The organism is Bacillus sp. Brlt_9 (assembly GCF_051948935.1).
Lineage (GTDB): Bacteria > Bacillota > Bacilli > Bacillales > Bacillaceae_G > Bacillus_A.
This window is the reverse complement of sequence record NZ_JAYJLO010000004.1, coordinates 528,019-552,213: the sequence shown is the minus strand read 5'-3', so window position 1 is coordinate 552,213 and position 24,195 is coordinate 528,019. Positions and strand designations below refer to the sequence as shown.

Sequence of the window (24,195 nt, the reverse complement as noted above, 5' to 3'; positions counted from 1 at the left end):
ATAATGTAGTTTAAGTTAAATAGCAGGGGGCTATTACATAAAATACATCATTAGCAATTATTGAAATTGTATGGGAGAAATGAAAGAAACAGGGGAGTATCAAAAATGAGAATCGTAAAGAATTTAACATTTCAAGTTATTGTGGCAATTATTTGTGGTATTGCAGTAGGGGCAATTTGGCCTAGTGTAGGACAAGAGATGAAGCCAATCGGTGAAACGTTCATCAATATGATTAAAATGGTTATTGCACCGATAATCTTTTTAACGATTGTGCTTGGTATTGCAAGTATGGGAAGTATGAAAAAGGTTGGTCGTGTTGGTGGTAAGGCACTATTATATTTTGAAATTGTTACAACAGCGGCTTTACTTATTGGTATCATCGTAGCGAATGTTGTACGTCCCGGAGATGGATTAGATCCTTCAAAACTAAAGGGCGGAGATGTTTCACAATATGTACAAAGCGGACAAGAAATGAAGTGGATGGATTTCTTTTTACATATTGTGCCGTCTAACATGTTTGAAGCATTTGCAAAAGGTGATATTTTACAAGTTCTATTCTTCTCTATTTTATTCGGTGCAGGGTTAACGATGCTCGGGAAAAATGGACAGCCGGTTATCGACTTTTTTGAAAGGTTATCGAAAGTATTTTTTAATATTTTATCTATTGTTATGAAGTTAGCACCGGTTGGAGCATTCGGCGGGATGGCGTTTACAATTGGTAAATATGGTTTAAGCACGCTCATACCACTTGGTAAATTAATGATTTGTGTGTATGCGACAATGGCATTATTTGTTTTTATTGTTTTAAATTTTATTTGTAAACTGTACAAATTTAGTTTGTGGAAATATTTAGCTCACATTAAAGAAGAATTACTCATTGTTCTCGGGACATCGTCATCAGAATCAGTACTGCCGCGAATGATGACAAAGATGGAAGACTTCGGATGTTCGAAGCCAGTAGTAGGTTTAGTCATTCCGACGGGATACTCATTTAATTTAGATGGAACGACAATTTATTTATCGATGGCTACAATATTTTTAGCTCAAGTCTTTCATGTCGATCTTTCACTAGGTCAACAATTAACTATAATAGCTATTTTGTTAGTTACATCTAAAGGAGCAGCCGCAGTAACAGGTGGAGGTTTCATTGTACTAGCATCTACTCTATCTGCAATGAATGTTATTCCATTAGAAGGGTTAGCACTATTACTTGTTGTAGATCGTTTCATGTCAGAAGCGCGTGCTATCGTCAATTTAATTGGTAACGGCATTGCGACTGTAGTTGTTGCAAAAAGTGAAAATGAATTTGATGATGAGAAGTATACGAGAGTAGTAGAGGAAATGAAAAGAGGGAAAATTGCCGGATAAAAAAAGTCAGCTTTGCTGACTTTTTTATTTTTGTAGAAAAGAGCTTTGTTACGATATACATTATTTATTAACAATAATTTACAAGTCTTTTATAGTGAAGGGATATAAATACTATTAAATCAATACATAGAATTCAATAAGGTATATTGTTTCGAAAGAATATGGAATTTTTATGAATATTACTGTAAAAAAATAATTTTTTAAAAATTTTCAATAATAACACTTTACAAAACTCAAAAAATTAGTAGAATAATAGTTAATAAGAATCTTCTGATAAATATATAAAGAAAAACAGAATTATCAGAAAATTCTTAAATGAGAGCGTTAAGAATTAGGGAGGGTACAGAAAGTGAAAAAGAAAAAAATGAAAAAACTAACAGCGGTTGTAGCACCAGTTTTAGCAATGAGTATGGCATTAACAGCATGTTCTACATCAGGCGGAGATAAGAAGACAAACACAAATTCTAGCTCTGGCGGAGATAGTAAATCAGAAGAAAAATTAGCAGCGAAACAAGTACTAAATCGTACTGAAACAAATGAGATTCCAACAATGGATACTTCTAAAAATACTGATACATTAGGTTCTCAAATTTTAGGGAACACAATGGAAGGTTTATATCGATTAGATAAAGATAACAAGCCAATCCCAGCTGCGGCAGAGTCAAGCACAAAGAGTGAGGATGGTAAAAAATATACATTCAAATTACGTAAAGATGCAAAATGGTCAAATGGTGATCCTGTAACAGCGAAAGATTTCGCATATGCATGGCAACGTCTATTAGACCCAAAAACAGCTGCTGAGTATGCATTCATTGCATTCCCAATTAAAAATGCAGAAGCGGTTAATAAAGGGGAAAAACCTGTAACTGAACTAGGAGTAAAGGCAGTAGATGACCTTACTTTAGAAGTTGAATTAGAACAAGCAGTACCATACTTCTTAAACTTAGTAGCGTTCCCATCGTACTATCCATTAAATGAGAAATTCGTAAAAGAAAAAGGGGATAAATACGGTTTAGAGTCTGATACAACAGTATATAACGGACCGTTCGTTCTTACTGATTGGAAGCACGAGCAAGGCTGGAAACTGAAGAAAAACGATCAATATTGGGATAAAAAGACTGTAAAACTAGATGAAATTAACTATAGTGTAGTAAAAGAAGTAGCTACAAGAGTAAACTTATATGATACAAATGCAGTTGATTTCGCGCTATTAACAGGTGAATTCGTTGATAAATATAGAAGTAATAAAGAAGAATTTGGCACATACTCACAAGTAAGTACTTACTTCTTACGTATGAACCAAAAACGTGGCGGACAAGATACACCGTTAAAGAGCCAAAAATTACGTGAAGCAATTGCCCTTTCAATCGATAAAAAGAATTTAGCAAACGTTATTTTAAATGATGGATCTAAACCTGCTGACTTCTTAGTACCGAAAGGATTAGCAACTGGACCAGACGGTAAAGACTTCCAAGAAACATTTAAAAATGGTATTAAACCAGATGCGAAAAAAGCAGCAGCTGCATGGGATGAAGCGAAAAAAGAGCTTGGAAAAGATCAAGTTACAATTGAGCTATTAAACTATGACACTGGTAATGCGAAAAAAGTTGGGGAATATGTAAAAGATCAAATTGAGAAAAATTTAAAAGGTGTAACTGTTAATATTAAACTTCAGCCATTCAAACAAAAGCTGAAATTAGAAACAGAGCAAGACTATGATTTATCATATGCTGGTTGGGGACCTGACTACGCAGATCCGATGACATTCTTAGATATGTTCCAGTCTAATCATTCTCATAACCAAATGAGCTTCGCTGATCCGAAGTATGATGATATGATCAAAAAAGCTGGCACTGAATTAATGGGTGACGCGAAGAAGCGTTGGGAAGAGCTAGGAAAAGCTGAGAAATTACTTCTTGAGCAAGATGTAGCACTTGTACCTTTATACCAACGTGGTGATGCTTATGTTAAAAAGCCAAATGTAGAAGGTATTGTTCACCATAATATTAGTCCAGAGTATAGCTTCAAATGGACATATATCACTGAAAAAGGTGGAAAATAATTTTAAACAGTGATGCTTCTTTAAGTGGATGTATACAAGTTTCTTAGCTTATTTTGTAGTGAGAATCTCATCGTCCACAATAGTAAAATGAAATGATAGAGCATTCTAAAAGTAGACTATTTACTTTTGGAATGCTCTTTTATTATGACATTAAATGCAAAAAAACCAATAGATATAAGGAAGGATCTGTATTGTAAAATATACTTGTTACTATCACAAAAAAATAATTTTTAGAATATTTTAAAAATAACTTTACAAAACCGGAAAAATTAGTAGAATATTAATTAATAAGAATTTTCTGATAACTAGTTATTAGAAAATCTATCAAAATTAGTTTCGTACATATAATTGGGGAGGGTACAAAAATGAAGAAAAAGATGAAAAAGTTCACGGCGGTTGTAGCGCCAGTGTTAGCGATGAGTATGGCGTTGACAGCGTGTTCTGGATCTGGTGGGGAGAAGAAATCAACTACGACGTCTAGTGGTGGTGGGGAAGAGAAAAAATCTGAAATTAAATACGCAGCAAAACAGGTGTTAAATCGTACAGAGAATCAAGAAATTCCAACGATGGATGTTTCAAAATCTACCGATACATTAGGTTCTCAAATTTTAGGGAACACAATGGAAGGTTTATATCGATTAGATAAAGATAATAAGCCAATCCCAGCTGCTGCAGAATCTAGTACAAAAAGCGAGGATGGCAAAAAATATACATTTAAATTACGTAAAGATGCAAAATGGTCGAATGGTGACCCTGTAACGGCGAAAGATTTCGTATACGGTTGGCAGCGCTTACTTGATAAAAATACAGCGGCAGAATATGCGTTTATTGCTTACTATATTAAAAATGCAGAAGCAATTAATAAAGGTGAAAAACCTCTAACAGATTTAGGAGCAAAAGCGGTAGATGATTATACGCTAGAAGTAGAATTAGAAAAACCAGTACCATATTTCTTGAATTTAATGGCATTCCCATCTTACTATCCATTAAATGAAAAGTTCGTAAAAGAAAAAGGAGATAAGTTCGGTTTAGAAGCAGATACAACGTTGTATAATGGACCGTTCGTTATGGCTTCATGGAAACATGAACAAGGATGGCAGCTAAAGAAAAATGATAAGTATTGGGATAATAAGACTGTAAAATTAGAAGAAATTAATTATAGTGTAGTAAAAGAAGTTGCGACGAAAGTAAACTTATATGATACAGGGTCAATTGATTTCACACTATTATCAGGAGAATTCGTTGATAAATATAAATCAAACAAAGAGGAGTACGGTGAGTATTCAGAAGCAAGTACATTCTTCTTACGTTTAAATCAAAAGCGTAACGGACAAGATACACCGTTAAAGAGTAAAAAACTACGTGAAGCAATCGCATTATCAATTGATAAAAAAGGCTTAGCAAACGTTATTTTAAATAACGGTTCAAAAGCAACAGATCAATTAGTACCAAAAGGACTTGCAACAGGACCTGACGGTAAAGATTACCAAGATACATTTAAAAATGGTCTGAAATATGATCCGAAAAAAGGTGCAGCAGCTTGGGAAGCAGCGAAAAAAGAACTAGGAAAAGATCAAGTGACAATTGAATTACTAAGCTATGATGATGGAACTGCGAAAAAGATTGCTGACTACTTTAAAGATCAAATTGAGAAAAACTTAAAAGGTGTAACGGTTAACACGAAAATTCAGCCGTTCAAACAAAAACTAAAATTAGAGTCAGCACAAGATTATGAAGTTTCATTTGCAGGTTGGAGCCCAGACTATTCAGATCCAATGACATTTATTGATATGTTTGAATCGAAGAGCCCATATAACCAAATGAGTTATTCGAATCCAAAATATGATGAAATGGTGAAAAAAGCAGGTAATGAATTATTGTCTGATCCGAAGAAGCGTTGGGAAACGTTAGGAAAAGCAGAAAAATTATTCCTAGAAGAAGATGCTGGATTAGTTCCTTTATACCAAACAGGAAGAGCGTATGTAATGAAGCCGAATGTAAAAGGAATTGTGAAACATAACATCAGTCCAGAATATAGCTTTAAGTGGGCTTATGTAACGGAAGGAAAATAAAAAAAAAGAGCGTGTTAAAAGTAGATACTATACTTTTAACACGCTCTTTTTCTATTCAATTAAATAGAGAAGAATAAGAAAAGTAGTACTGACATATAGTAGATGGGGGAGAATTCGTATAGTAGTAATAGTAAAATACATAGTTACTATAAATTAAAACTTAAAAACTGAAGGTAATTAACAGGTATTAATAACTAAATTCATAGAAAATCTCTCAAAGTTAGTTTCGTACATATAATTGGGGAGGGTACAAGAATGAAGAAAAAAATGAAAAAACTAACGGCAGTTGTAGTGCCAGTTTTAGCAATGAGTATGGCGTTAACAGCATGTTCTTCTGGATCTGGTGGAGAGAAGAAACCGACTACAACGTCTAATAATGGCGGGGAAGAGAAGAAATCTGATATTAAATATGCAGCGAAGCAGGTGCTAAATCGTACAGAAACAAATGAAATTCCGACGATGGATACTTCAAAAAGTACAGATACACTTGGCGCACAAATTTTAGGGAATACGATGGAAGGTTTATATCGCCTCGATAAAGATAATAAGCCAATACCAGCTGTAGCAGAATCTAGCACAAAAAGCGAGGATGGTAAAAAATATACATTTAAATTACGTAAAGATGCAAAATGGTCAAACGGTGATCCAGTAACAGCGAAAGATTTCGTATTTGCATGGCAACGTCTAGTAGATCCAAAAACAGCTGCTGAGTATGCATTTATTGCTTACTATATTAAAAATGCAGAAACAATTAATCAAGGAAAAGCAGAAGTTTCTACATTAGGTGTAAAAGCGACAGATGATTATACGCTTGAAGTGGAACTAGAAAGACCAGTGCCATATTTCTTGAACTTAATGGCATTTGCATCATACTATCCATTAAATGAAAAGTTCGTAAAAGAAAAAGGGAATAAATTCGGTTTAGAGTCTGATACAACAGTATATAACGGACCGTTCGTTCTTACTGATTGGAAACATGAGCAAGGCTGGAAGTTAAAGAAAAATGAGCAGTATTGGGACAAAAAGACTGTAAAACTAGAGGAAATTAACTATAGCGTAGTAAAAGAACCAGCTACTAGAGTGAATTTATATGATACAGGTGCAATTGATTTTGCACTTTTATCAGGAGAATTTGTTGATAAGTATAGAAATAATAAAGAAGAATTTGGCGCCTATTCGGAAACAAGTACGTTTTACTTACGTCTAAACCAAAAACGTGGCGGGCAAGATACACCGTTAAAGAGCAAAAAATTACGTGAAGCAATTGCATTATCAATTGATAAAAAAGCTTTAACGAATGTCATTTTAAATGATGGTTCAAAACCAGTGGATTACTTAGTACCAAAAGGTTTAGCGAGTGGACCAGACGGTAAAGATTTCGCAGAAACGTTCAAGAATGGTTTAAAACAAGATTCCAAAAAGGCAGCAGCAGCTTGGGAAGAAGCGAAAAAAGAACTTGGAAAAGATCAAGTGACAATAGAGTTATTAAATTATGATACTGGTAATGCGAAAAAGGTTGGGGAGTATGTAAAAGATCAAGTTGAAAAGAATTTGAAAGGCGTGACAGTAAATATTAAACTGCAACCATTTAAGCAAAAACTAAAATTAGAATCAGACCAAGACTATGATTTTTCATATGGTGGCTGGAATCCAGATTATGCGGATCCAATGACGTATCTTGATATGTTTGAAACAACAAATTCACAGAACCAGATGAGCTACTCAAATTCAAAATATGATGACATTATTACTAAAAGTAAGACAGAATGGATGGCTGATGCAAAAAAACGTTGGACAGAGTTAGGGAAGGCAGAGAAATTGTTACTTGAGGATGATGTAGCACTTGTACCTTTATATCAAAGTGCTAAATCATATGTAATGAAACCGAATATAAAGGGCATTGTGAAGCATAATATTAGCCCAGAATATAGCTTCAAATGGGCGTATATTGAAGAGAAATAAAAAAGAGAAGAGCATTTTCAAGTTGCAGTATAGCACTTGGAAATGCTTTTTTATGTGCACGATTTATTGATGGGTGAATATATGTATTATAGAAAATTTAAAGGAGAATTTTATGAAACGAAATACTTACATCGATTTCCTAGCTTATTACGGAATAGGAAGTGCTCATCCTGGTGGTTTTACGTTAACAAAACAATTGTTAGCACAATTGCCTTTTAAATATGGAGCAAATGTCCTTGAAATCGGCTGCGGTACAGGGAAAACAGCGGCGTACATGACAAAAGAATGTGGTTATAAAGTAACGGCGGTTGAAAAGAATGAGATTATGATTCAAAAGGCGAAAGATAGATGGTCATTTGAACGAATAGATATTCAATTAATTGAAGGAAGTGTAGAGCAATTACCATGTTTGCATGAATCATTTGAGTTCGTACTGGGAGAATCGATACTTGCTTTTACAGAAAAAGAAAAGGTTATTTCAGAGTGCTATCGTGTATTACAGAAAGACGGTAAGCTTGTTGTCATTGAAATGATTATTGATAGGCACATTGATAAGGGAGAGGAAGAAAAAATCTCTCAATTATACGGGATGAAAGAACTATTAACTGAGAGCGAGTGGGTACAATTATTTCAGAAAGCAAATTTTAAGCGGGTTACTATTGCTGGCGGTGGTACAATTGCGGAAACGATCTCTAGCTATATAGAAGAGCCGGAATGGAATGTATCACAATTTATTCCGAATGAGTTATATGAGGCATGGGTGCAGCATGAAAATGTACGACTTATGTACCAGCACATTTTAGGTCATCGTATTTTTATATGTGAAAAATAAAGGTAAAGAGTTGGCTAAAGGTAGTCAACTCTTTACTATGTTAAATGAAAAATAATGCAGCTAATGTAATTCCGAAGATGAAACCAAATCCGAGTTCGACGCCCCATCCACAACCGCCGCCTCCCCAGCCGCCGCAACTACCGCAACCACGACCGCCACATCCACAGCCACTGAATCCACCACCACAACCAAATCCGCAACTATCACATCTGCTAATGCCGCCACAAAGATCACAACCACCGTTTGCATATGCGTCATAGTATCCGAATCCAGTATCAAAAGATGAGCGCTGTTGCACTGGCTCAATCCATACAGAGCTGTTTGTCACATCAATTATTTTACCTAAATGAATGCGACCATCACGATCTTCAATGCGAACGACTTTACCGAAATAACGCCGGCACGTATCATAACATTTTTGTCTATGCATATTCTTTCCTCCTTCCGCATTACAGTAATACGATATGTAAAGGGGACAAGTGCGGCTTGTACGAATGCCCTATCTATCATAATTGTTATAGGAAAGGGGAAATATAGGAAGAGGATATATAAGGAGGAAAAGGCATGAAATCTACAGATCAGTTTCAGACATACGAAGTACCGTGGGAAGAATTTATTGAAGCATTGCGAGAGGAAATGAAGAAGCAAGTAGGGGCAGATATTATTGATACAGTAGTTTGTAATTTAGAAGACGGCTTTGAAGTGTATACATATGTGCAAGGGGATTTGGATTTTGAATATAAAGAAGCGCTTGAAAGGAAATACGGGAGCGATGCAAAAACTCCTAACGTGTTAACGATTATGTTATTAGCTAGCATTTATCGTACAAGTGAAGAGAATTTACGATTACATGCGGATCATAAAGATAATCCGATTGTTGAAGTGTATGTGAAGGAATAAATCAAACTTTTTGTTATGTGTTTTCAATATAAAAAGTAGGAAAAGTCTGTTTAAGTGTAGAGCTTAAACAGGCTTTTTTTTACTTATAGTATCAGATAAAAAACGCTAGAAGGAATTATATTCAGTTTATAAAACTGTTTACATAATAAAGTTATGCTGTGTTAGTTGTCCTAAAATACAAGTCATATATCTTGTATCCTCTCATAAATTTAAACATAGGAATTTGTCTACAAAGGTGGCGAAGCCTCATCATGAAAATTCGAATTTGTGCCACATTCATGTTGTTTCTATTTATATGGTTACATCCTTTTTGGACTTTTGCAAAAGGAAAGGAGGCAAAGGAAAGGGTCGTTTCACTTGTATATGATGATTCAGGCAGCATGAGAAATAACGATCGCTGGAAATATGCCAATTACGCTTTGCAAAGTTTAGTTGCGCTATTAGATGAAAAAGATACATTTTCTTACGTTCCAATGAGCAAGCCGAATGATCCATTAAACATTTCGTTAACGAAGGATAAGAGACAAACAGAAATTGAAGGAATTGGAGCATGGAAGACGTATTTAAATACTCCGTTTAGCGCAGTAGAAACGGCGATGCAATCTATAAAAAAGGAAGCAGATATAGATGGGAAACGTGAATTTTGGCTTATTGTCTTAACTGACGGGGCATTTAATGATTTAGAGAAAGATAAGGTTGGCGGAAAAGAACAAATCTTGCAGAAGCTAGCGCAGTTTAAGAAAGATATGGATGCAAAAAAGATATCGCTACATCCAATTCTAATTACGATGGAAGAGGATTTAGGACAGCAAGAAAAGGCACAACTAAATACGTTTAAAGAAATATGGAAGAAAGAGATAAATGGCGTTACGATGCCATCTAGTGGAGAGGATGGTATTGTAAAAAGCGTCAATCAAGTAGCAGCATTAGTTGCAAATCGTGATCCGTTCTCCTCTGTTGAATCGATTGTAAAAACGAAAGTAGTAGGGAAGAAAGTAGAGATTACAACACCATTTCCATTAAAGCGTATGACGCTTGTACGACAATCGCCTTCTCTGCCCGATTATCAGGTCACACAAATTTCTAAACCGTTACAATTACAATCTTCCTTTTCCATACATGCACCAGGAGAAGCGAAATTATTCGGAAATATAGTTCATATCAGTACGGAAAATCAAGAAATTATTAAACCAGGAACTTATACGATAGAAGTAGACCAGGATATTGAGAAAGAAGGACTACAAGTATTAGTTGAACCGGCACTTAACTATACCGTTTCTACTTATGACAAAGATGATAGTAGTCAAAAGAATTTGGAAAAAATGTATGAAGGTGTTACTGCTGTTATTGAAGCGAAGCCTACAGAATTACCAATTCAGTCTTCATATTTTCAGGCAGAAGTAGAAATAGACGGAAAACAGTACCCGATGAAGTGGGACGATAAAAAACATGTATTTTACTACGAAACGAAGATTGATAAGGGATTAGTGCGCGGGAAAGTTCATATGAACATAAAGGGTTTTTACAGACAGACGAAAGAATTTAAAATCGAAGTAACGGAAAAACCAAAATTATCACTGCAAACCGTTACGAAAGATTATGAAGAAAAAGTAACAAATTTAGAGAATAGTAAACCGTTTATTATACAACCACAGTTAGATGGTAAGCCGATGACAGAAGAAGCTGTAAAGAAACTATTAAAATCTACTGGTGTCACATCTAAACAATCAATCAACTATGAAATAAAACAACATGGTAATCAAATTTATATTTATCCTCGCCCTCATTACTCCGACACATTTAATTTCACAGATACCGGCACCGTAGAAGCTACCATCGTAGTGCAAGATTCAAAACTACAAGAAGTAAAGAAAAGAATATCACTTCATATTCAAAATGCACCGTTTTATGAAAAATATGCGCTTATCTTTAAGTTTGTTATTCCTATCACTTTATTACTGTTAATAGTGGGAATAATCATTTTAGGTTGGATTGTCCGCCCAAGATTTCACCGGAAAGCACTATTGTATTACGAATGGGATCAAGAAGTAGCGAAAGATTGGTTATATCAATCTGAGCCAGAATTACTTAAAAATAAATGGTGGAAACATTATTTTGGTATTCCGTATAGAGCGGAAAGGAAGACAGTACAATCCGTTACGTTTATAGCAAAGAAAGGATCGAAATCGATATTTGTAGCGAAAGAATCCCAAGTAGTAGGAATGATTATTGATGGGATGTTTATAACAGAGGATGAGGTTGGAATGGAACATAAGACGTTATATCCAAATGAACTTTTAGTAATTGATAGAGGATATGGTAAAGAGATTTACAGGTACGAGTGTGAATAGTAGATAGGGCAAAGAGGGGGATTTTAATTTTCCCTCCTCTTTTCAAACAAGCAAGAATAGGAAGGTGGTTCACATGACGTTACAAGTTCCAACGATATTAATTGGTTTAGGTGGAATCGGTAGTACTGTGACACATCAAATATATGAAAGGCTACCTGAGGAGCGCCGAAAAAAAGTAGCAATGCACGTATTTGATACAGATGTGAATACTTTGAGTAAATTTGATCATATTCGAAAGTTTAAAACACAAACAAGTTCGAGTAAAACGCCAAGAGAGTATATTGCGGGAGACCCAACGATTCCAGAGTGGTTTCCGATGGATCCGACCATACTTGATAAACCGCTGACAGAAGGGGCAGGACAATTACGCGTCATTTCCCGTTTAGCGTTACGTGCTGCGATGAAAGAGGATAAACTCACATCCTTTTGGCAAGAAATTGAGAAGATTTTTCCGGTTACAAGCGATCAAACTGAATATGGAGTGCGTGTTATTATCGTAACATCACTAGCGGGCGGAACAGGTTCAGGGATGTTTCTGCAAATTGCATTATATTTACGTGAAATGCTCCGGAAAAAACTGCAGCATCACAACATTTTAATACGCGGTGCATTTTTAATGCCGGATGTGTTAGTGAAGACAAGAACGGTTAGTGCGAAAGAGTTTGAAACGGTGCAAGCAAACGGCTATGCATCGTTAAAAGAATTACATGCCATTACACTCGGTTCTACGGGGGAATTATCTAAACGCGGTGGCGTTACTATTGAATTAGAGTATCGACCTGATCAAGTAGATGAAGACGGCAGAACAAATCATACGATTAAACAACATCATTTACCGTACAATTATTGTTTCTTATACGATTACGAAAACCTACATGGACACCATCTGCATAATTTATCGGATTATATGGAGCAAATGGCAAATACGATTTATTTACAGTTATTTAGTCCGATGTCTGCAAATCATTTTGCGCAGGAAGATAATCAAATTCAGCAATTAGCAGAATCGAGCGGGAAAGGGCGATATTGCGGGGCAGGAACAGCAAAGATTATTTATCCGTATGAGCACGTGTTAAAATATTGTGCTTTAAAATGGGCCGTGCAAGGTTTAGATGAATCTTGGCTTCATTTAGATCAACTGTTTCAAGAGAAGAAACAAAGATACGATCAAGATGTAAAACGTGGTATGCAGCGTGAAAAGCCAGAGCGTGGGAAAAGTTATTTAGAAGACTTAGAACATCTTGCTACTCGTCCAGAACAGGCTCATATTTTCTATAGACAAATGTACAATGAAACGCGTGAAGGAGCAGAGGGTGGTAAGGTTGGTGTTGCAAAATCTAAACTGTTTTTAGAAGCTGTAGAAAGTTATGTACAGCGTACGGTGCAAAAAGACGAGGAATTAAATCGTCTGCAGCATGAGTGTAAAATTTCAGCTGCGAAGCTGAAAATGATGGAGCAAATGAAAGGTGAAGTAGCAAGAGTGGATCATGCGGTTCGTTTATATGCGTATGCGATTCCGAGCCGTGTACATGAACATGTAACGACACTATTGTATGACATGATTGAATCAGACCGTTTTTCGCCAAGTGGTTCTGAGGGGCAGTCCTATCAATTAAATACATGGTTTTTAAAGAAAACAGATCCTGTTCATCCAGTATCAGCTCGTTTTATGTTGTATGAAATTCGAAAGCAGTTAGTAGAAAAAATGAATCGACTACATGAAAATAATGAACAAAAGCGTAATTTAATTCAAAACTACGATAAGAAATTTAATGTAAGTAATATTGATGGAACGGTAACAGCTGTGCGTCGAGTAGAAATCGCGCAGCAACAAGGCTGGTTTGGAAAAATGATTAATAATCAGCAACGTTTATTTAAAAAAGAATTTGAAGATATTGTAACGCAGTACGTACACAAATTAAACGAGTATCGTAAAGAAATGCTATTAGAACTCGTGTATCAATCGCTATATCAAGCAGTTAACAAAATGATTCAATACTGGGAAAGATTTTTTGATAATTTACATGAAACACGTGAAAACTTACTGTTTGAAATTCAAAAACGAAGCAAGGAATTTGAAGGGAAAACAAACCCAACGAATGTATACGTATTAGCTGAAGAGAAGCTGCAAGAAAAGATATGGCAAGATATGCAGCAACATTTAAATTTAGGTGTATTACCGAAAGATATATCTGCTGAAATTTATATGAGTCTATACGGGGAATATTGCCGAGATGCGAAAACAGAAGAGATTCAATCGAAAAAAGTAGAAGACTTTTATCGTGAGCACATATTAAGTTATTGCTACGATGAATTACAAATACGCTATCGTGATAAATTAGAGCTGAATATCGTTGAGGCGTTACGAAAAGAGGCGGATTATAAGAAGCGTGATCGTGATGAGTACGTCCGTGAAAAAATTGAAGACTTGTTCCATTTAGCAAGTCCATTCGTTCCGAAAGTTTCCCACCATAGGGAATTACAATATTGGGGTATACATCCATCTTTAAAGAAAGAACTACAAGAGGAATTAATTCAAGAAATGTTTAAAGAAAAAGATACAGTACATGAAGCTTTTTCGCCATTTGAAGTCATTTGTTATCGTGCGCATTACGGTTTATCGTTGCAAGACTTCCCTAAGCTTTCCTCAGGGCATATTGCAAATGGATTTATGAATGATAAAGGTGATTATTTTCAGTCATACTATCGCCGTGTGAACAAGTTGAATAGTAAAAAATCTAGTTTAACGCCGCATTTAGATAAGTATTGGCACTTACCAGCATTCATGCCAGACTTAAATGCAACGCAAACGAAGTTGGATTACGATAAATGTAATCGCGCTCTTCTATACGCGTATATGTATCGTTGGATTAGTTTAGTTGCTGTGGATGGTCAGTTTGTATATCAATATAACGGCGTTGGACGTAGCTTCTTAATTCAATCGATGGGGAAAAATATTTCAAGCGAAAGTTATAAATTACACAGAGCATTGCTTCATAACCCATTTATTTATGAAAACATCTTGTCCAGATTTGAAGAAGAACAAGAAAAGGCGATGATACAAGGTGGACATTTATATACACATCCATTTGTATTAGGTGCTCAAGATATTAGATGGCTACGTAAAGAGCATGTCCATAATATTTTAGATATGATTTTAATGTATGACCGTGAAGCAAAATATGACCCAACGTTAGAAGAAACTTCTGATGAATTATTAAGGTTATTCCTTGATGAAATTGAGTTATATTTCCAAAACTATTATGGTACAGGTGCTGATATGGTTGCAAAGAAAGAGAAAGAAATGTTTATAAAACAATTGTGGGATCGTTCGTACGCGAAAGGTTATGTAGATCCAAATAGTGCTCCTTATAAAAAATGGCAAAATTTATTAAGTGTTCATGATGAAGAGGAAACGCCAAAAACGAATGTATAATGAATGAAAAGGGAATCCTTAAAAGTGGCAATACAACTTTAGAAAAGAGGGATTCCGGTGCCATTTTTAGGAAGTGTATATCAAATATTTGGATTGTATCCAGAAATTTATTATGGAATGATTTCAGCAGAACTTGCAGAGCAGCAAAGATTGGAACAAGCGGAAAACGAAGAGCCAGAAACAGAAGTGTAACTGTATAAGAAGCTTCAAAATAAAAATGATAACACGCTACTTACTCTTTAAACGTATAAGAGCAAGTAGCGTGTTTTTTGCTATTTAATAATCCCGTTTTCTAAAATTTTTATAGTAGGCGCTACTTTCACATTAGCTTTTGAAAAGGCACTTGGCCAATCATCTTCGACCGTTTTCCATTCTTTATATTGAAACGCTCTCGCATAATCACCAAATCCGAATGGATCAAGTTGCTGCTTTTGAATTTTGTGGATTAAATCATTTAAATCTTTTTTTAGTTGTTTTGTAATAAGTGCAGTTAATTTCTTTCTATCTTTATCTATATCCATGTTGAATGTAAGTTCAGATACGGAAACTTTAAAATCCATTGCAATATTAAATTTGAATTGGTTGCCGCTATAGCCTGTGTGAATGTCACGATTCATGCTAAGAACATTTATTGTTACGAAATCGTCACCTTCTGTATCTTTTCGATGACTATTACTTTCAACTGAATGAGAAGGGATTTTCAGTGTAAGTGAAACGGGTATATTCGCTTTCTTTTGCAACATAAGAAGAAGGGCACTTTCATAGCGATTTAAAGACATTTTATAGATTCCGCGAGAAGTTAATAGTGCAGAGCCGGTAACAATCACGTCTTTTTTCCCTTTTTTTATTTCTGAGATAGCAGGTGTGATACCTTTATTAAAAGTTTGCCTATGGAATTCATGGAATGTCGTAAACGCAGTTCGATTGTATAGTTTGTTCGTATTAATTAAATCTGTTAAATATTCAGGAAGTGCAGGCTTATCTTTGAAATTATTATATATAACTGAAGAAATTGGACCGTTAACTGCAACCATACGCATATTTCCTGTATTTTTAGGGTCGCGATACCAAACATCAAGGTAAGGCATAGCTCCTTCTTGTTTTAAAAACTTCGTGCTAAATAAAATGAGCTGTAATTTTTCTGTAGAGACTAATCCGTTACTTGAGCTATTAAACGTCGCTTTTGCTTCTCGAGGTGTATGTACTATTGCTTCATGAGTTTCGAACTTTTTTTCTACATCTTCATTAAAAATAGGGTTTACGTGGTACACGATTAATTTTCCTTTTTCTTTTGCATCAAAACCGTAAATTAATGAAATTGATTGTTTTTCTAAGTCGAGCCGATCTCCACAGCCTGTTAAAAAGGTTATGAGAAAGCAAAGTGTAGTGAAATGAATAAAGCGTCTCATTTAAATTTTTCTCCTTTTCCAATGCTGATAAAGTGTCATGTATAAGAGAAATACGACTGGGAATAGAAAAACGATAAAATAACTTGCAGTTCCCCAAAATTCTCGCAATGCACTTATTTGATACGAAGATGGGATATAAAAGAATAAAACGAAAACACACCCGAATAATAAAAACCAAATAGGTAATGAACTCCCTTTTTTGTTAAGTAATTGATTGATTCCATCTGAAGCAGTGAAAATATAGGGAATACAAGAATCAAAAATAATGAAGAGATAAAATGACAAAAAGATAATTTCAAACCGTTCCAAAAATGAAAAGTGAAATGGTGTAACGAGAGAAAGAGTGGGCCATAAAAACTTAGTTATACCATCCGGGCTAAAATAAACAAAAGAGACGAACGTGACTTGAAGATAGACAAATAGCGTAATCAAATTCGCAAGAACAATCCCTTTTTTGGCAGATGATTTATTACTGAGATAAGGATAAAGGACAAATGCAAACTCAAATCCGAGAAACGCAATAATAGATGATTTTACGGTGTTGAAAACTGGTATCCATCCTTCTTTAAGGAGAGGAAGAAGATAAACCCAATGCCCATCTTTAAGTGGGATAAATAATAATAATGGCATCCAGAGTGTAAATAAGACAGTAAAAACAGCATAGCGGCTAATAATAAGAACACCTTTACATGCGAGCATAATCATTGGAATAGATAATAATATCATGATTAAAAACATCGGAGATCTAGGCAAAATCCAAATGTGAATAACGTATAAGAGGGAAAAAATTAAGGAAATAGCTGCAAGAACAGCATATAAAATCCAAAAAATCATTCCTACTCTTCCTAGCCACTTTCCAAGATAACGAGTGAGTACATCAAGTAAATTATAACCAGGATGTTTTTCCATGATTTTTACGATACATAGACTGACTAAAGTAGTAATAGCGCACCCTATTATAATTGACATCCATCCATCTGTATTCGCCCCTTGTGCCACTTCACGTGGCAGTGTAAGTACACCGAATCCCACTTGAACACCACTAATCGTTAAAATATATTGAAATAAACTAATCTCCCTCTTTGCACGATTTGTCACTTATCTTCCTCCTTTTCTTCTATATCCGGTTGACGATTTTCTTGTTTTAAGTTAAGGGAGAGTGGTCGTTTCTTCATTAGTTTCCATGGTAAACGCACAAGAATGTCTTTTAAATCCGAAGCAAATGACGGAGAAAAAGGACTACCGTAAGGAACACCGAGTGATTCCATAGAAAGAATATGGATGATGATAACGGCCATCCCAACCATAATGCCAATGACTCCAAATAAAGAAGCCATTATCATCATTGGAAAGCGAAGAATCCGAACTCCTGCTGACATTTCCAAATTGGGGATGATAAAAGAAGCGACGGCGGTAATAGATACGACGATAACCATAACATTACTTACTATTCCTGCTTGAACGGCAGCTTGTCCAATGACAATCCCTCCTACGACACCAATTGTTTGCCCGACGGGACCAGGAAGGCGAACCGCAGCTTCGCGAAGCATTTCAAGTACCAATTCCATTAAAAGTGCTTCTAATATAGGTGGGAAAGGGATTTTTGCACGAGACTCTCCAATTGTTAACAATAATTTAAGTGGAATTACTTCATAATGAAAGGAAATCATAGCAATATAAAGAGCCGGGGCGAATATTGCAATAAATAACCCAGTGAAACGAAGTAATCGTATGAAAGATGGAATGATAGGCCTGAAGCTGTAATCATCTATTGTTTGAAAAAAAGATGAAAAGGTCATAGGTCCAATTAATACGCCTGGTGAGCGATCGACAACAATAGCGATTCGTCCATCTAAAATGTGATGGGCCGTTGTGTCAGGGCGTTCAGTGATAGATAATTGCGGAAAGAGAGTATAGGAATTATCTTCAACAAACCCTTCTAATTCTCCGGTAGTAAGAATGGCATCCACTTTGATTGATTCGATGCGGCATGCCATTTCTTGTACGACATCTTCGTTTGCAATGTCTGCTAAGTACAGCAAAAAAACCTTTGAAGTAGCTCGTTTACCAACAGTGAATTCCTTCACTTTTAATTCGCGATTTGGAATATATCGACGAATAAGTGCAAGGCTGTCACTCGCTACCTCATTAAATCCTTCGTGTGAGCTTTTTATGGAAGTTTCGGTTGTCGGTTCTTCAATACTTCTTTTTGGTGCCGATTGTGTATCTAGTTCTAACGCTGTAATTTGTCCATTTATGAATAAAATGCTTTTCCCATGTAAAAGGGACTGTTCAATGTCTGACCACTGCTGAACTTGTTTTACATTTCCGATTGTAACGGAAGATTCCCAAAAATCGTCCTTATTCCACTCTTTAAATAGTAGGGGGCGAAGGATATCAATGTTAATAACAGTTTTATCTACAAGTCCTTCCATATATATGAGAGCGGCTTCGTTTCCGTTTTGTAACGGAAACGTGCGTGTAATTAATTCTGGAATACCGCTAAACAGTTTGGACAAGTGTTTTAAATTAAGGGAAAGAGAAGAAGAGATAGTTTTATGTAATAGGTGATTAGCTTGCTCTTGTGCAGAAAAAGATTTTTCACCACGTATCCATTTATTAAAAGACCCCATTTGTTTGCTTACTCCTTGTCATATATTATCCCGCTTTAATGGGCAGTAAGACCCCCCCTCAAAATTTAGCGGAAGCAAAGAAGTTAGGTAGGGGATCAACTGCCCATAAAAGCCCGATTGGTTCAACTAATAATCAGTGGGGGGAAGAACCCCCCCACTGATTAAAGTTTCACTTTATATGGGTTATTATGGATAGTTCTATGCGGACATATGCGTAGTTTAAATTTTATATTGTATATTTTTAGCTTTAACGCTATAATTATAGTGTTAAAGATGGAATCGTGATATGACTTGTTATGAATCTATCGTTTTATTTATGAATAAATGGATTGGTATTTTAGCAAGATGTGCTAATAAACTACTCCACCATGATAATAACGTGCCGAAATGTGGTGCGTATATTTTCGTGGTGGAGTTTTTTTTATTCTCAAAAAGGGGGAAAGACCATGAATAACAACATGGTTCATATTACAATTGACGGAAAAAAGTATGCAGCGGATCCTGGTTCAACGATCTTGGGTGTTATTAATGAGAACGGGATTGAACATCCGCAAATTTGTTACGTGCCAGAAGTAGATCCTATTCAAACATGTGACACTTGTATTGTAGAAGTTGACGGAAAGTTAATGCGCTCTTGTTCGGCAGTAGTGACAGAAGGTATGAACATTGAACGTAATTCTACTCGTGCAAAAGAAGCACAAACAGAGGCGATGGATCGGTTACTAGAAAATCATTTATTATACTGTACAGTATGTGACAACAACAATGGGAACTGTAAACTGCATAATACAGCAGAATTAATGGAGATTGAACATCAAAAATATCCTTATGAACCGAAAGTAGATGTAAGTGAAGTTGATATGACGCATCCGTTTTATCGCTACGATCCTAATCAATGTATTGCATGCGGTCAATGTGTTGAGGTATGTCAAAACTTACAAGTAAATGAAACGTTATCGATAGACTGGGAAGCAGAACGCCCACGAGTTATTTGGGATGAAGGAGTAAATATTAATGATTCTTCATGCGTGAGCTGTGGTCAATGTGTAACCATTTGTCCTTGTAATGCTTTAATGGAGAAAACGATGCTCGGTGAAGCTGGATTTATGACGGGATTAAAACCAGATATTCTCGAACCGATGGTAGATTTAATTAAAGAAGTTGAGCCTGGATATAGCGGCATTTTTGCGGTATCAGAAGTGGAAGCGGCCATGCGTGATACTCGTACGAAGAAAACGAAAACAGTTTGTACATTTTGTGGTGTAGGTTGTTCATTTGAAGTGTGGACGAAAGGGCGTAAAATCCTGAAAGTACAGCCTTCTTCTGATGCACCAGTTAACGCAATTTCTACTTGTGTAAAAGGAAAATTCGGTTGGGATTTCGTAAATTCTAAAGAAAGAATTACAAAACCTTTAATTCGTAAAAATGGAGCGTTTGTTGAATCTACATGGGAAGAAGCATTAAATGTAGTTGCAAGTAAATTAGGATCTATTAAAGAAGAGTACGGTAAAGATGCTATCGGTTTTATTTCTTCATCAAAAATTACGAATGAAGACAATTATGTTATTCAAAAATTAGCTCGACAAGTATTTGAAACGAATAATATTGATAACTGCTCACGTTATTGTCAATCGCCAGCGACAGATGGATTATTCCGAACAATTGGTATGGGCGGAGATGCTGGAACGATTAAAGATATCGCACAATCCGGTCTTGTTATGATTGTAGGTTGTAATCCGACAGAAGGTCATCCTGTGTTAGCTACACGTATTAAACGTGCACATAAATTACACGGACAAAAATTAATTGTGGCTGATCTTCGTAAAACCGAAATGGCAGAGCGTTCAGACATCTTTGTTAGTCCAAAACAAGGAACAGATCAAGTATGGTTAATGGCCGTTACGAAATATATGATTGATCAAGGCTGGCACGATCAACGATTTATTGATGAGAATGTAAACTTCTTTGAAGATTTCAAAGAGAGTCTTACAGAATATACACTTGAATATGCAGAGGAAATGACTGGTATTTCAAAAGAAACACTTATTCAAATGGCTGAAATGATTCGTGATGCAGATGGTACATGTATCCTTTGGGGTATGGGGGTAACGCAAAATACAGGTGGATCTGATACTTCCGCTGCAATTTCAAACTTACTTCTTGCAACGGGTAATTATCGTCGTCCAGGTGCTGGTGCATATCCGCTTCGAGGTCATAATAACGTACAAGGTGCTTGTGATATGGGTACTTTACCAGGCTGGCTTCCTGGATATCAACACGTTACTAACGATATGGAACGTGCGAAATTTGAAATGGCTTACGGAGTGAAAATTAATAGTGAACCAGGTCTTAATAATATTGAAATGCTGCATGCAATTGACGAAGGGAAAATGAAAGCTATGTATCTTGTCGGAGAGGATATGGCTCTTGTAGACTCTAACGCGAATCATGTACACGAAGTGTTATCAAGCCTTGATTTCTTCGTTGTGCAAGATGTTTTCCTTTCTAAAACTGCTCAATATGCAGATGTTGTATTACCAGCAGCACCGTCTCTTGAGAAAGAAGGTACTTTCACAAATACAGAGCGCCGTGTACAAAGGCTGTATCAAGTGCTTCCTACGCTTGGAGATGCGAAACCAGACTGGTGGATTGTGCAGGAAGTTGCGAATAAATTAGGTGCAAACTGGAATTATAGTCATCCAAGTGAAATCTTTGCTGAAATGGCAAGTTTATCACCACTATTCTCACAAGCAAACTATGAAGTACTGGAAGGATGGAATAGTTTCCATTGGGGAAGCTTTGATGGTACGAATACACCATTACTTTTCCAAGATGGATTTAACTTCCCAGATAAAAAAGCTCGTTTTGCGATTGCTGACTGGGTACGTCCAGCTGAATTCCCAGCGGAGTTCGATCTTCACATTAATAACGGTCGTATGCTTGAGCATTTCCATGAAGGAAATATGACAAATAAATCAACAGGTATTCAAACGAAAGTACCTGGTGTGTTTGTTGAAATTTCTCCAGAACTTGCAAAAGAACGTGGAGTGAAAACCGGTTCATTAGTTCGTCTTGTCTCTCCGTTTGGGGCGTTAAAATTACGTGCACTTGTAACAGACCGTGTAAAAGCGAATGAGTTATATTTACCAATGAACTCTACAGATAATGAAACAGCAATTAATTTCTTAACAGGTCCTGCAGTTGATACGCGTACAAATACACCTGCTTATAAACAGACGAAAGTGCGTATGGAAGTGCTAGAAGTTGATGGTGAAAACCCGATGCCAAAAGCGAACCCGCGCAATAAAAAACGTCACCCTCAAGCTGGCATTGAGGTACATCGTAAGTGGACACGTCCAGGGTATGTGCATTTAACGGATAAGTAGGAGGAGAAAAATATGGCTGCACCTATAAAAATGATTCAAAAACAAGAATTAACAGAGGAAGAAATAAAACAGCAAAAACTAGATGATTTAAAAGAGCTTCTAGCTAATAATGAAGAAGCTTTAAATCAAATGTTTAATATTGTCGGGGAATTAAATGACATCGGAATGCTAGAAGCCGCAAATTCTATGCTAAAGGCGAAAGAACCAATCGCAAAGATTGTTCTTGGCCAAGTGACTCGTGAGCCTGTTACAAATTTAATTAATAATATGATGGGTGCTGCAGGTGCTTTAACAGAACTTGATCCGGAACTTACGAAAAAACTTATAGCCAGTTTATTAGTAGGACTGGAAGAAGGTAATGAACATCTAGAGAGTAATAAAAAAGTAGGGGTATTCGATCTTATGAAAGTATTGAAAGATCCAGATATTAACCGTGCTATCGGGTTTGGGCTTCATTTCTTAAAAGGTATGGGTAAAGGGTTAAAAGACGAATAATCTTCATGAGGTGAATCTTTTCGCTCAAATGTTGGTGCGAAATAGTTTGGGCGAAAGGATCATTTTGGTAAAATATATAATAAAGTAAAATGAGGATTCTGGGAGGTATAATTGTATGTCAAAAAAAGTACATGAATTTAATGATATGATACGAAAACTTCGAAAGGAACTTTTCGGAAAAGGACCGGAACGAATTCATACTGTTTTTGCTGAAAATATGGCGATTGCGACCCTTTACGGAAACTTAACACCTACTGAAAAATTCATTTCAAGTACGATGGACGGTGCGGAAATGGTTCATATGGCTAGAACGAAAATGATTCAAGAAGTATATGCTGCGAATTCCCGTGAACATTTGGAGGAACTTGTTGGAGCGAAATTAGTGAACCTATTTTCAGATATGAAAGTGGAAGAAGATATTGCAGTTTCGGTATTTGTTTTTGATAAAAATATAACGTGAGAGAAGGATACTGATCGTGAAACCGATACAGGTAGAAAGAGAAATCTTTCGTTATGAACAAGGGGCGTTTAAACATATAGAGGACAGCATTGTAACAGAGTTTCCAGTCACAATTAAAATGAACGGACAGGAGTTTGTTACAATGGTTAGTACTCCAGAATATATAGAAGATATGGTAATAGGCTTTTTAGCATCTGAAGGAATCATTCGAAAGTATGAAGATATTGATGACATATGGGTACAAGAGAAAGAAGGATTTGTTCATGTCACAACGAAAAAAGTGAATCCGTATTACGAACAAATGCAAAATAAACGTTATATTACGTCGTGTTGTGGTATGAGTAGACAAGGTTTTGTTTTCGCAAATGATGCACTAAGCGCAAAGAAAATGAATGGCGTCCATGTACAGGTTGCTGCAGAAGACTGTTTTCGATTAATGAAAGAAATGCAGCAATCTGCGGAGACATTTCGTCATACAGGCGGCGTTCATAATGCGTCTTTGTGTGATGTGAATGGTATTATTTTAAGTCGAATGGATATCGGAAGGCATAATGCGTTAGATAAAATTTACGGTTATTGTTTAAAAAATAATATTTCTATAAAAGATAAAATCATAGTTTTTAGTGGTCGTATTTCTTCGGAAATATTATTGAAAGTTGCAAAGATTGGTTGTGAAATTATACTTTCAAAATCAGCTCCAACTGAGTTGGCTTTGCAGCTAGCTGAAGAATTAGGTATTACTACGATAGGGTTTATTCGGAATCAATCCTTAAATGTATATACGCATCCAGAGCGTGTTTTAAATATAAAATAAGTAAAAGCGAGGCAA

General features: G+C 35.9%; 18 protein-coding genes. 14 read left to right on the top strand and 4 right to left on the bottom strand.

What is annotated here, in order from left to right; translation table 11 throughout:
• Window positions 1–105: 105 nt before the first annotated feature.
• From VF726_RS19300 to VF726_RS19280, 5 genes are all read left to right on the top strand, one after another.
• Entirely contained in the window at window positions 106–1,368 is a 1,263-nt protein-coding gene (locus tag VF726_RS19300; protein ID WP_440171232.1) for a dicarboxylate/amino acid:cation symporter, read from the top strand.
• Window positions 1,369–1,717: 349 nt separating this feature from the next.
• Window positions 1,718–3,430, top strand: a complete 1,713-nt coding sequence (locus VF726_RS19295; RefSeq protein ID WP_426832380.1) for a peptide ABC transporter substrate-binding protein — start codon at window positions 1,718–1,720, stop codon at window positions 3,428–3,430.
• Window positions 3,431–3,795: 365 nt separating this feature from the next.
• Window positions 3,796–5,502 carry an ABC transporter substrate-binding protein gene (locus VF726_RS19290; RefSeq protein ID WP_440171230.1) on the top strand — a complete coding sequence of 569 codons (1,707 nt, stop codon included), beginning with the start codon at window positions 3,796–3,798 and terminating at the stop codon, window positions 5,500–5,502.
• Window positions 5,503–5,757: 255 nt separating this feature from the next.
• Window positions 5,758–7,464 carry a peptide ABC transporter substrate-binding protein gene (locus VF726_RS19285; protein WP_440171228.1) on the top strand — a complete coding sequence of 569 codons (1,707 nt, stop codon included), beginning with the start codon at window positions 5,758–5,760 and terminating at the stop codon, window positions 7,462–7,464.
• A gap of 112 nt (window positions 7,465–7,576) precedes the next feature.
• On the top strand, window positions 7,577–8,296 hold the full coding sequence (locus VF726_RS19280) for a class I SAM-dependent methyltransferase (protein ID WP_087958775.1): 720 nt from the start codon (window positions 7,577–7,579) through the stop codon (window positions 8,294–8,296).
• 40 nt (window positions 8,297–8,336) lie between these two features.
• Here the strand turns inward: VF726_RS19280 and VF726_RS19275 are convergent, their stop codons facing one another.
• A complete protein-coding gene (locus tag VF726_RS19275) occupies window positions 8,337–8,726 on the bottom strand; it encodes a hypothetical protein (RefSeq protein ID WP_151634227.1) in 390 nt (129 codons plus the stop codon).
• Window positions 8,727–8,860: 134 nt separating this feature from the next.
• Between VF726_RS19275 and VF726_RS19270 the strand changes: the two genes are divergently transcribed.
• The 4 genes from VF726_RS19270 to VF726_RS19255 all read left to right on the top strand — a co-directional run bounded on the left by VF726_RS19270 (window position 8,861) and on the right by VF726_RS19255 (window position 15,175).
• Window positions 8,861–9,196 carry a hypothetical protein gene (locus tag VF726_RS19270; RefSeq protein WP_440171226.1) on the top strand — a complete coding sequence of 112 codons (336 nt, stop codon included), beginning with the start codon at window positions 8,861–8,863 and terminating at the stop codon, window positions 9,194–9,196.
• Between the two features lie 251 nt (window positions 9,197–9,447).
• A complete protein-coding gene (locus VF726_RS19265) occupies window positions 9,448–11,547 on the top strand; it encodes a vWA domain-containing protein (RefSeq protein ID WP_440171224.1) in 2,100 nt (699 codons plus the stop codon).
• Between the two features lie 73 nt (window positions 11,548–11,620).
• A complete protein-coding gene (locus VF726_RS19260; protein WP_275719092.1) occupies window positions 11,621–14,983 on the top strand; it encodes a tubulin-like doman-containing protein in 3,363 nt (1,120 codons plus the stop codon).
• A 57-nt stretch (window positions 14,984–15,040) separates the two neighbouring features.
• The gene (locus VF726_RS19255; protein ID WP_001116179.1) at window positions 15,041–15,175 is read left to right on the top strand and encodes a hypothetical protein; all 135 of its coding nucleotides are present in this window, start codon (window positions 15,041–15,043) and stop codon (window positions 15,173–15,175) included.
• An 80-nt stretch (window positions 15,176–15,255) separates the two neighbouring features.
• On the opposite strand, the gene VF726_RS19250 is transcribed toward VF726_RS19255, so the two are convergent.
• The 3 genes from VF726_RS19250 to VF726_RS19240 are packed head-to-tail and all read right to left on the bottom strand — an operon-like array spanning window position 15,256 to window position 19,025.
• Entirely contained in the window at window positions 15,256–16,392 is a 1,137-nt protein-coding gene (locus VF726_RS19250) for a Ger(x)C family spore germination protein (RefSeq protein WP_440171221.1), read from the bottom strand.
• Window positions 16,393–17,490, bottom strand: a complete 1,098-nt coding sequence (locus VF726_RS19245; protein ID WP_440171219.1) for an endospore germination permease — start codon at window positions 17,488–17,490, stop codon at window positions 16,393–16,395.
• Complete coding sequence (locus VF726_RS19240; protein WP_440171217.1) at window positions 17,487–19,025, bottom strand: spore germination protein; 1,539 nt, start codon at window positions 19,023–19,025, stop codon at window positions 17,487–17,489. The genes VF726_RS19245 and VF726_RS19240 overlap by 4 nt, the downstream gene beginning before the upstream one ends.
• 286 nt (window positions 19,026–19,311) lie before the next feature.
• Here VF726_RS19240 and VF726_RS19235 point away from each other — a divergent pair, with 286 nt between their 5' ends.
• From VF726_RS19235 to fdhD, 5 genes are all read left to right on the top strand, one after another.
• On the top strand, window positions 19,312–19,479 hold the full coding sequence (locus VF726_RS19235; protein ID WP_033665216.1) for a hypothetical protein: 168 nt from the start codon (window positions 19,312–19,314) through the stop codon (window positions 19,477–19,479).
• Entirely contained in the window at window positions 19,472–22,411 is a 2,940-nt protein-coding gene (gene fdhF, locus VF726_RS19230) for a formate dehydrogenase subunit alpha (RefSeq protein WP_440171215.1), read from the top strand. The genes VF726_RS19235 and fdhF overlap by 8 nt, the downstream gene beginning before the upstream one ends.
• 12 nt (window positions 22,412–22,423) lie before the next feature.
• Entirely contained in the window at window positions 22,424–22,906 is a 483-nt protein-coding gene (locus VF726_RS19225; RefSeq protein WP_440171213.1) for a DUF1641 domain-containing protein, read from the top strand.
• Window positions 22,907–23,021: 115 nt separating this feature from the next.
• Window positions 23,022–23,366 (top strand): DUF2294 domain-containing protein, encoded by a 345-nt coding sequence (locus VF726_RS19220; RefSeq protein WP_000039582.1) that lies wholly within the window; start codon window positions 23,022–23,024, stop codon window positions 23,364–23,366.
• Between the two features lie 16 nt (window positions 23,367–23,382).
• Window positions 23,383–24,180 (top strand): formate dehydrogenase accessory sulfurtransferase FdhD, encoded by a 798-nt coding sequence (gene fdhD, locus VF726_RS19215; protein ID WP_073515879.1) that lies wholly within the window; start codon window positions 23,383–23,385, stop codon window positions 24,178–24,180.
• Window positions 24,181–24,195 lie beyond the last annotated feature (15 nt).

Excerpts from the sequence above, each read along its gene's own strand:
- VF726_RS19275 (WP_151634227.1), bottom strand. The coding sequence starts at position 8,726 with ATGCATAGACAAAAATGTTATGATACGTGCCGGCGTTATTTCGGTAAA.
- VF726_RS19235 (WP_033665216.1), top strand. The coding sequence starts at position 19,312 with ATGACTTGTTATGAATCTATCGTTTTATTTATGAATAAATGGATTGGT.
- VF726_RS19300 (WP_440171232.1), top strand. The coding sequence starts at position 106 with ATGAGAATCGTAAAGAATTTAACATTTCAAGTTATTGTGGCAATTATT.
- VF726_RS19285 (WP_440171228.1), top strand. The coding sequence starts at position 5,758 with ATGAAGAAAAAAATGAAAAAACTAACGGCAGTTGTAGTGCCAGTTTTA.
- VF726_RS19270 (WP_440171226.1), top strand. The coding sequence starts at position 8,861 with ATGAAATCTACAGATCAGTTTCAGACATACGAAGTACCGTGGGAAGAA.
- VF726_RS19240 (WP_440171217.1), bottom strand. The coding sequence starts at position 19,025 with ATGGGGTCTTTTAATAAATGGATACGTGGTGAAAAATCTTTTTCTGCA.
- VF726_RS19220 (WP_000039582.1), top strand. The coding sequence starts at position 23,022 with ATGTCAAAAAAAGTACATGAATTTAATGATATGATACGAAAACTTCGA.
- VF726_RS19265 (WP_440171224.1), top strand. The coding sequence starts at position 9,448 with ATGAAAATTCGAATTTGTGCCACATTCATGTTGTTTCTATTTATATGG.
- VF726_RS19280 (WP_087958775.1), top strand. The coding sequence starts at position 7,577 with ATGAAACGAAATACTTACATCGATTTCCTAGCTTATTACGGAATAGGA.
- fdhF (WP_440171215.1), top strand. The coding sequence starts at position 19,472 with ATGAATAACAACATGGTTCATATTACAATTGACGGAAAAAAGTATGCA.
- VF726_RS19225 (WP_440171213.1), top strand. The coding sequence starts at position 22,424 with ATGGCTGCACCTATAAAAATGATTCAAAAACAAGAATTAACAGAGGAA.
- VF726_RS19290 (WP_440171230.1), top strand. The coding sequence starts at position 3,796 with ATGAAGAAAAAGATGAAAAAGTTCACGGCGGTTGTAGCGCCAGTGTTA.
- VF726_RS19260 (WP_275719092.1), top strand. The coding sequence starts at position 11,621 with ATGACGTTACAAGTTCCAACGATATTAATTGGTTTAGGTGGAATCGGT.
- VF726_RS19250 (WP_440171221.1), bottom strand. The coding sequence starts at position 16,392 with ATGAGACGCTTTATTCATTTCACTACACTTTGCTTTCTCATAACCTTT.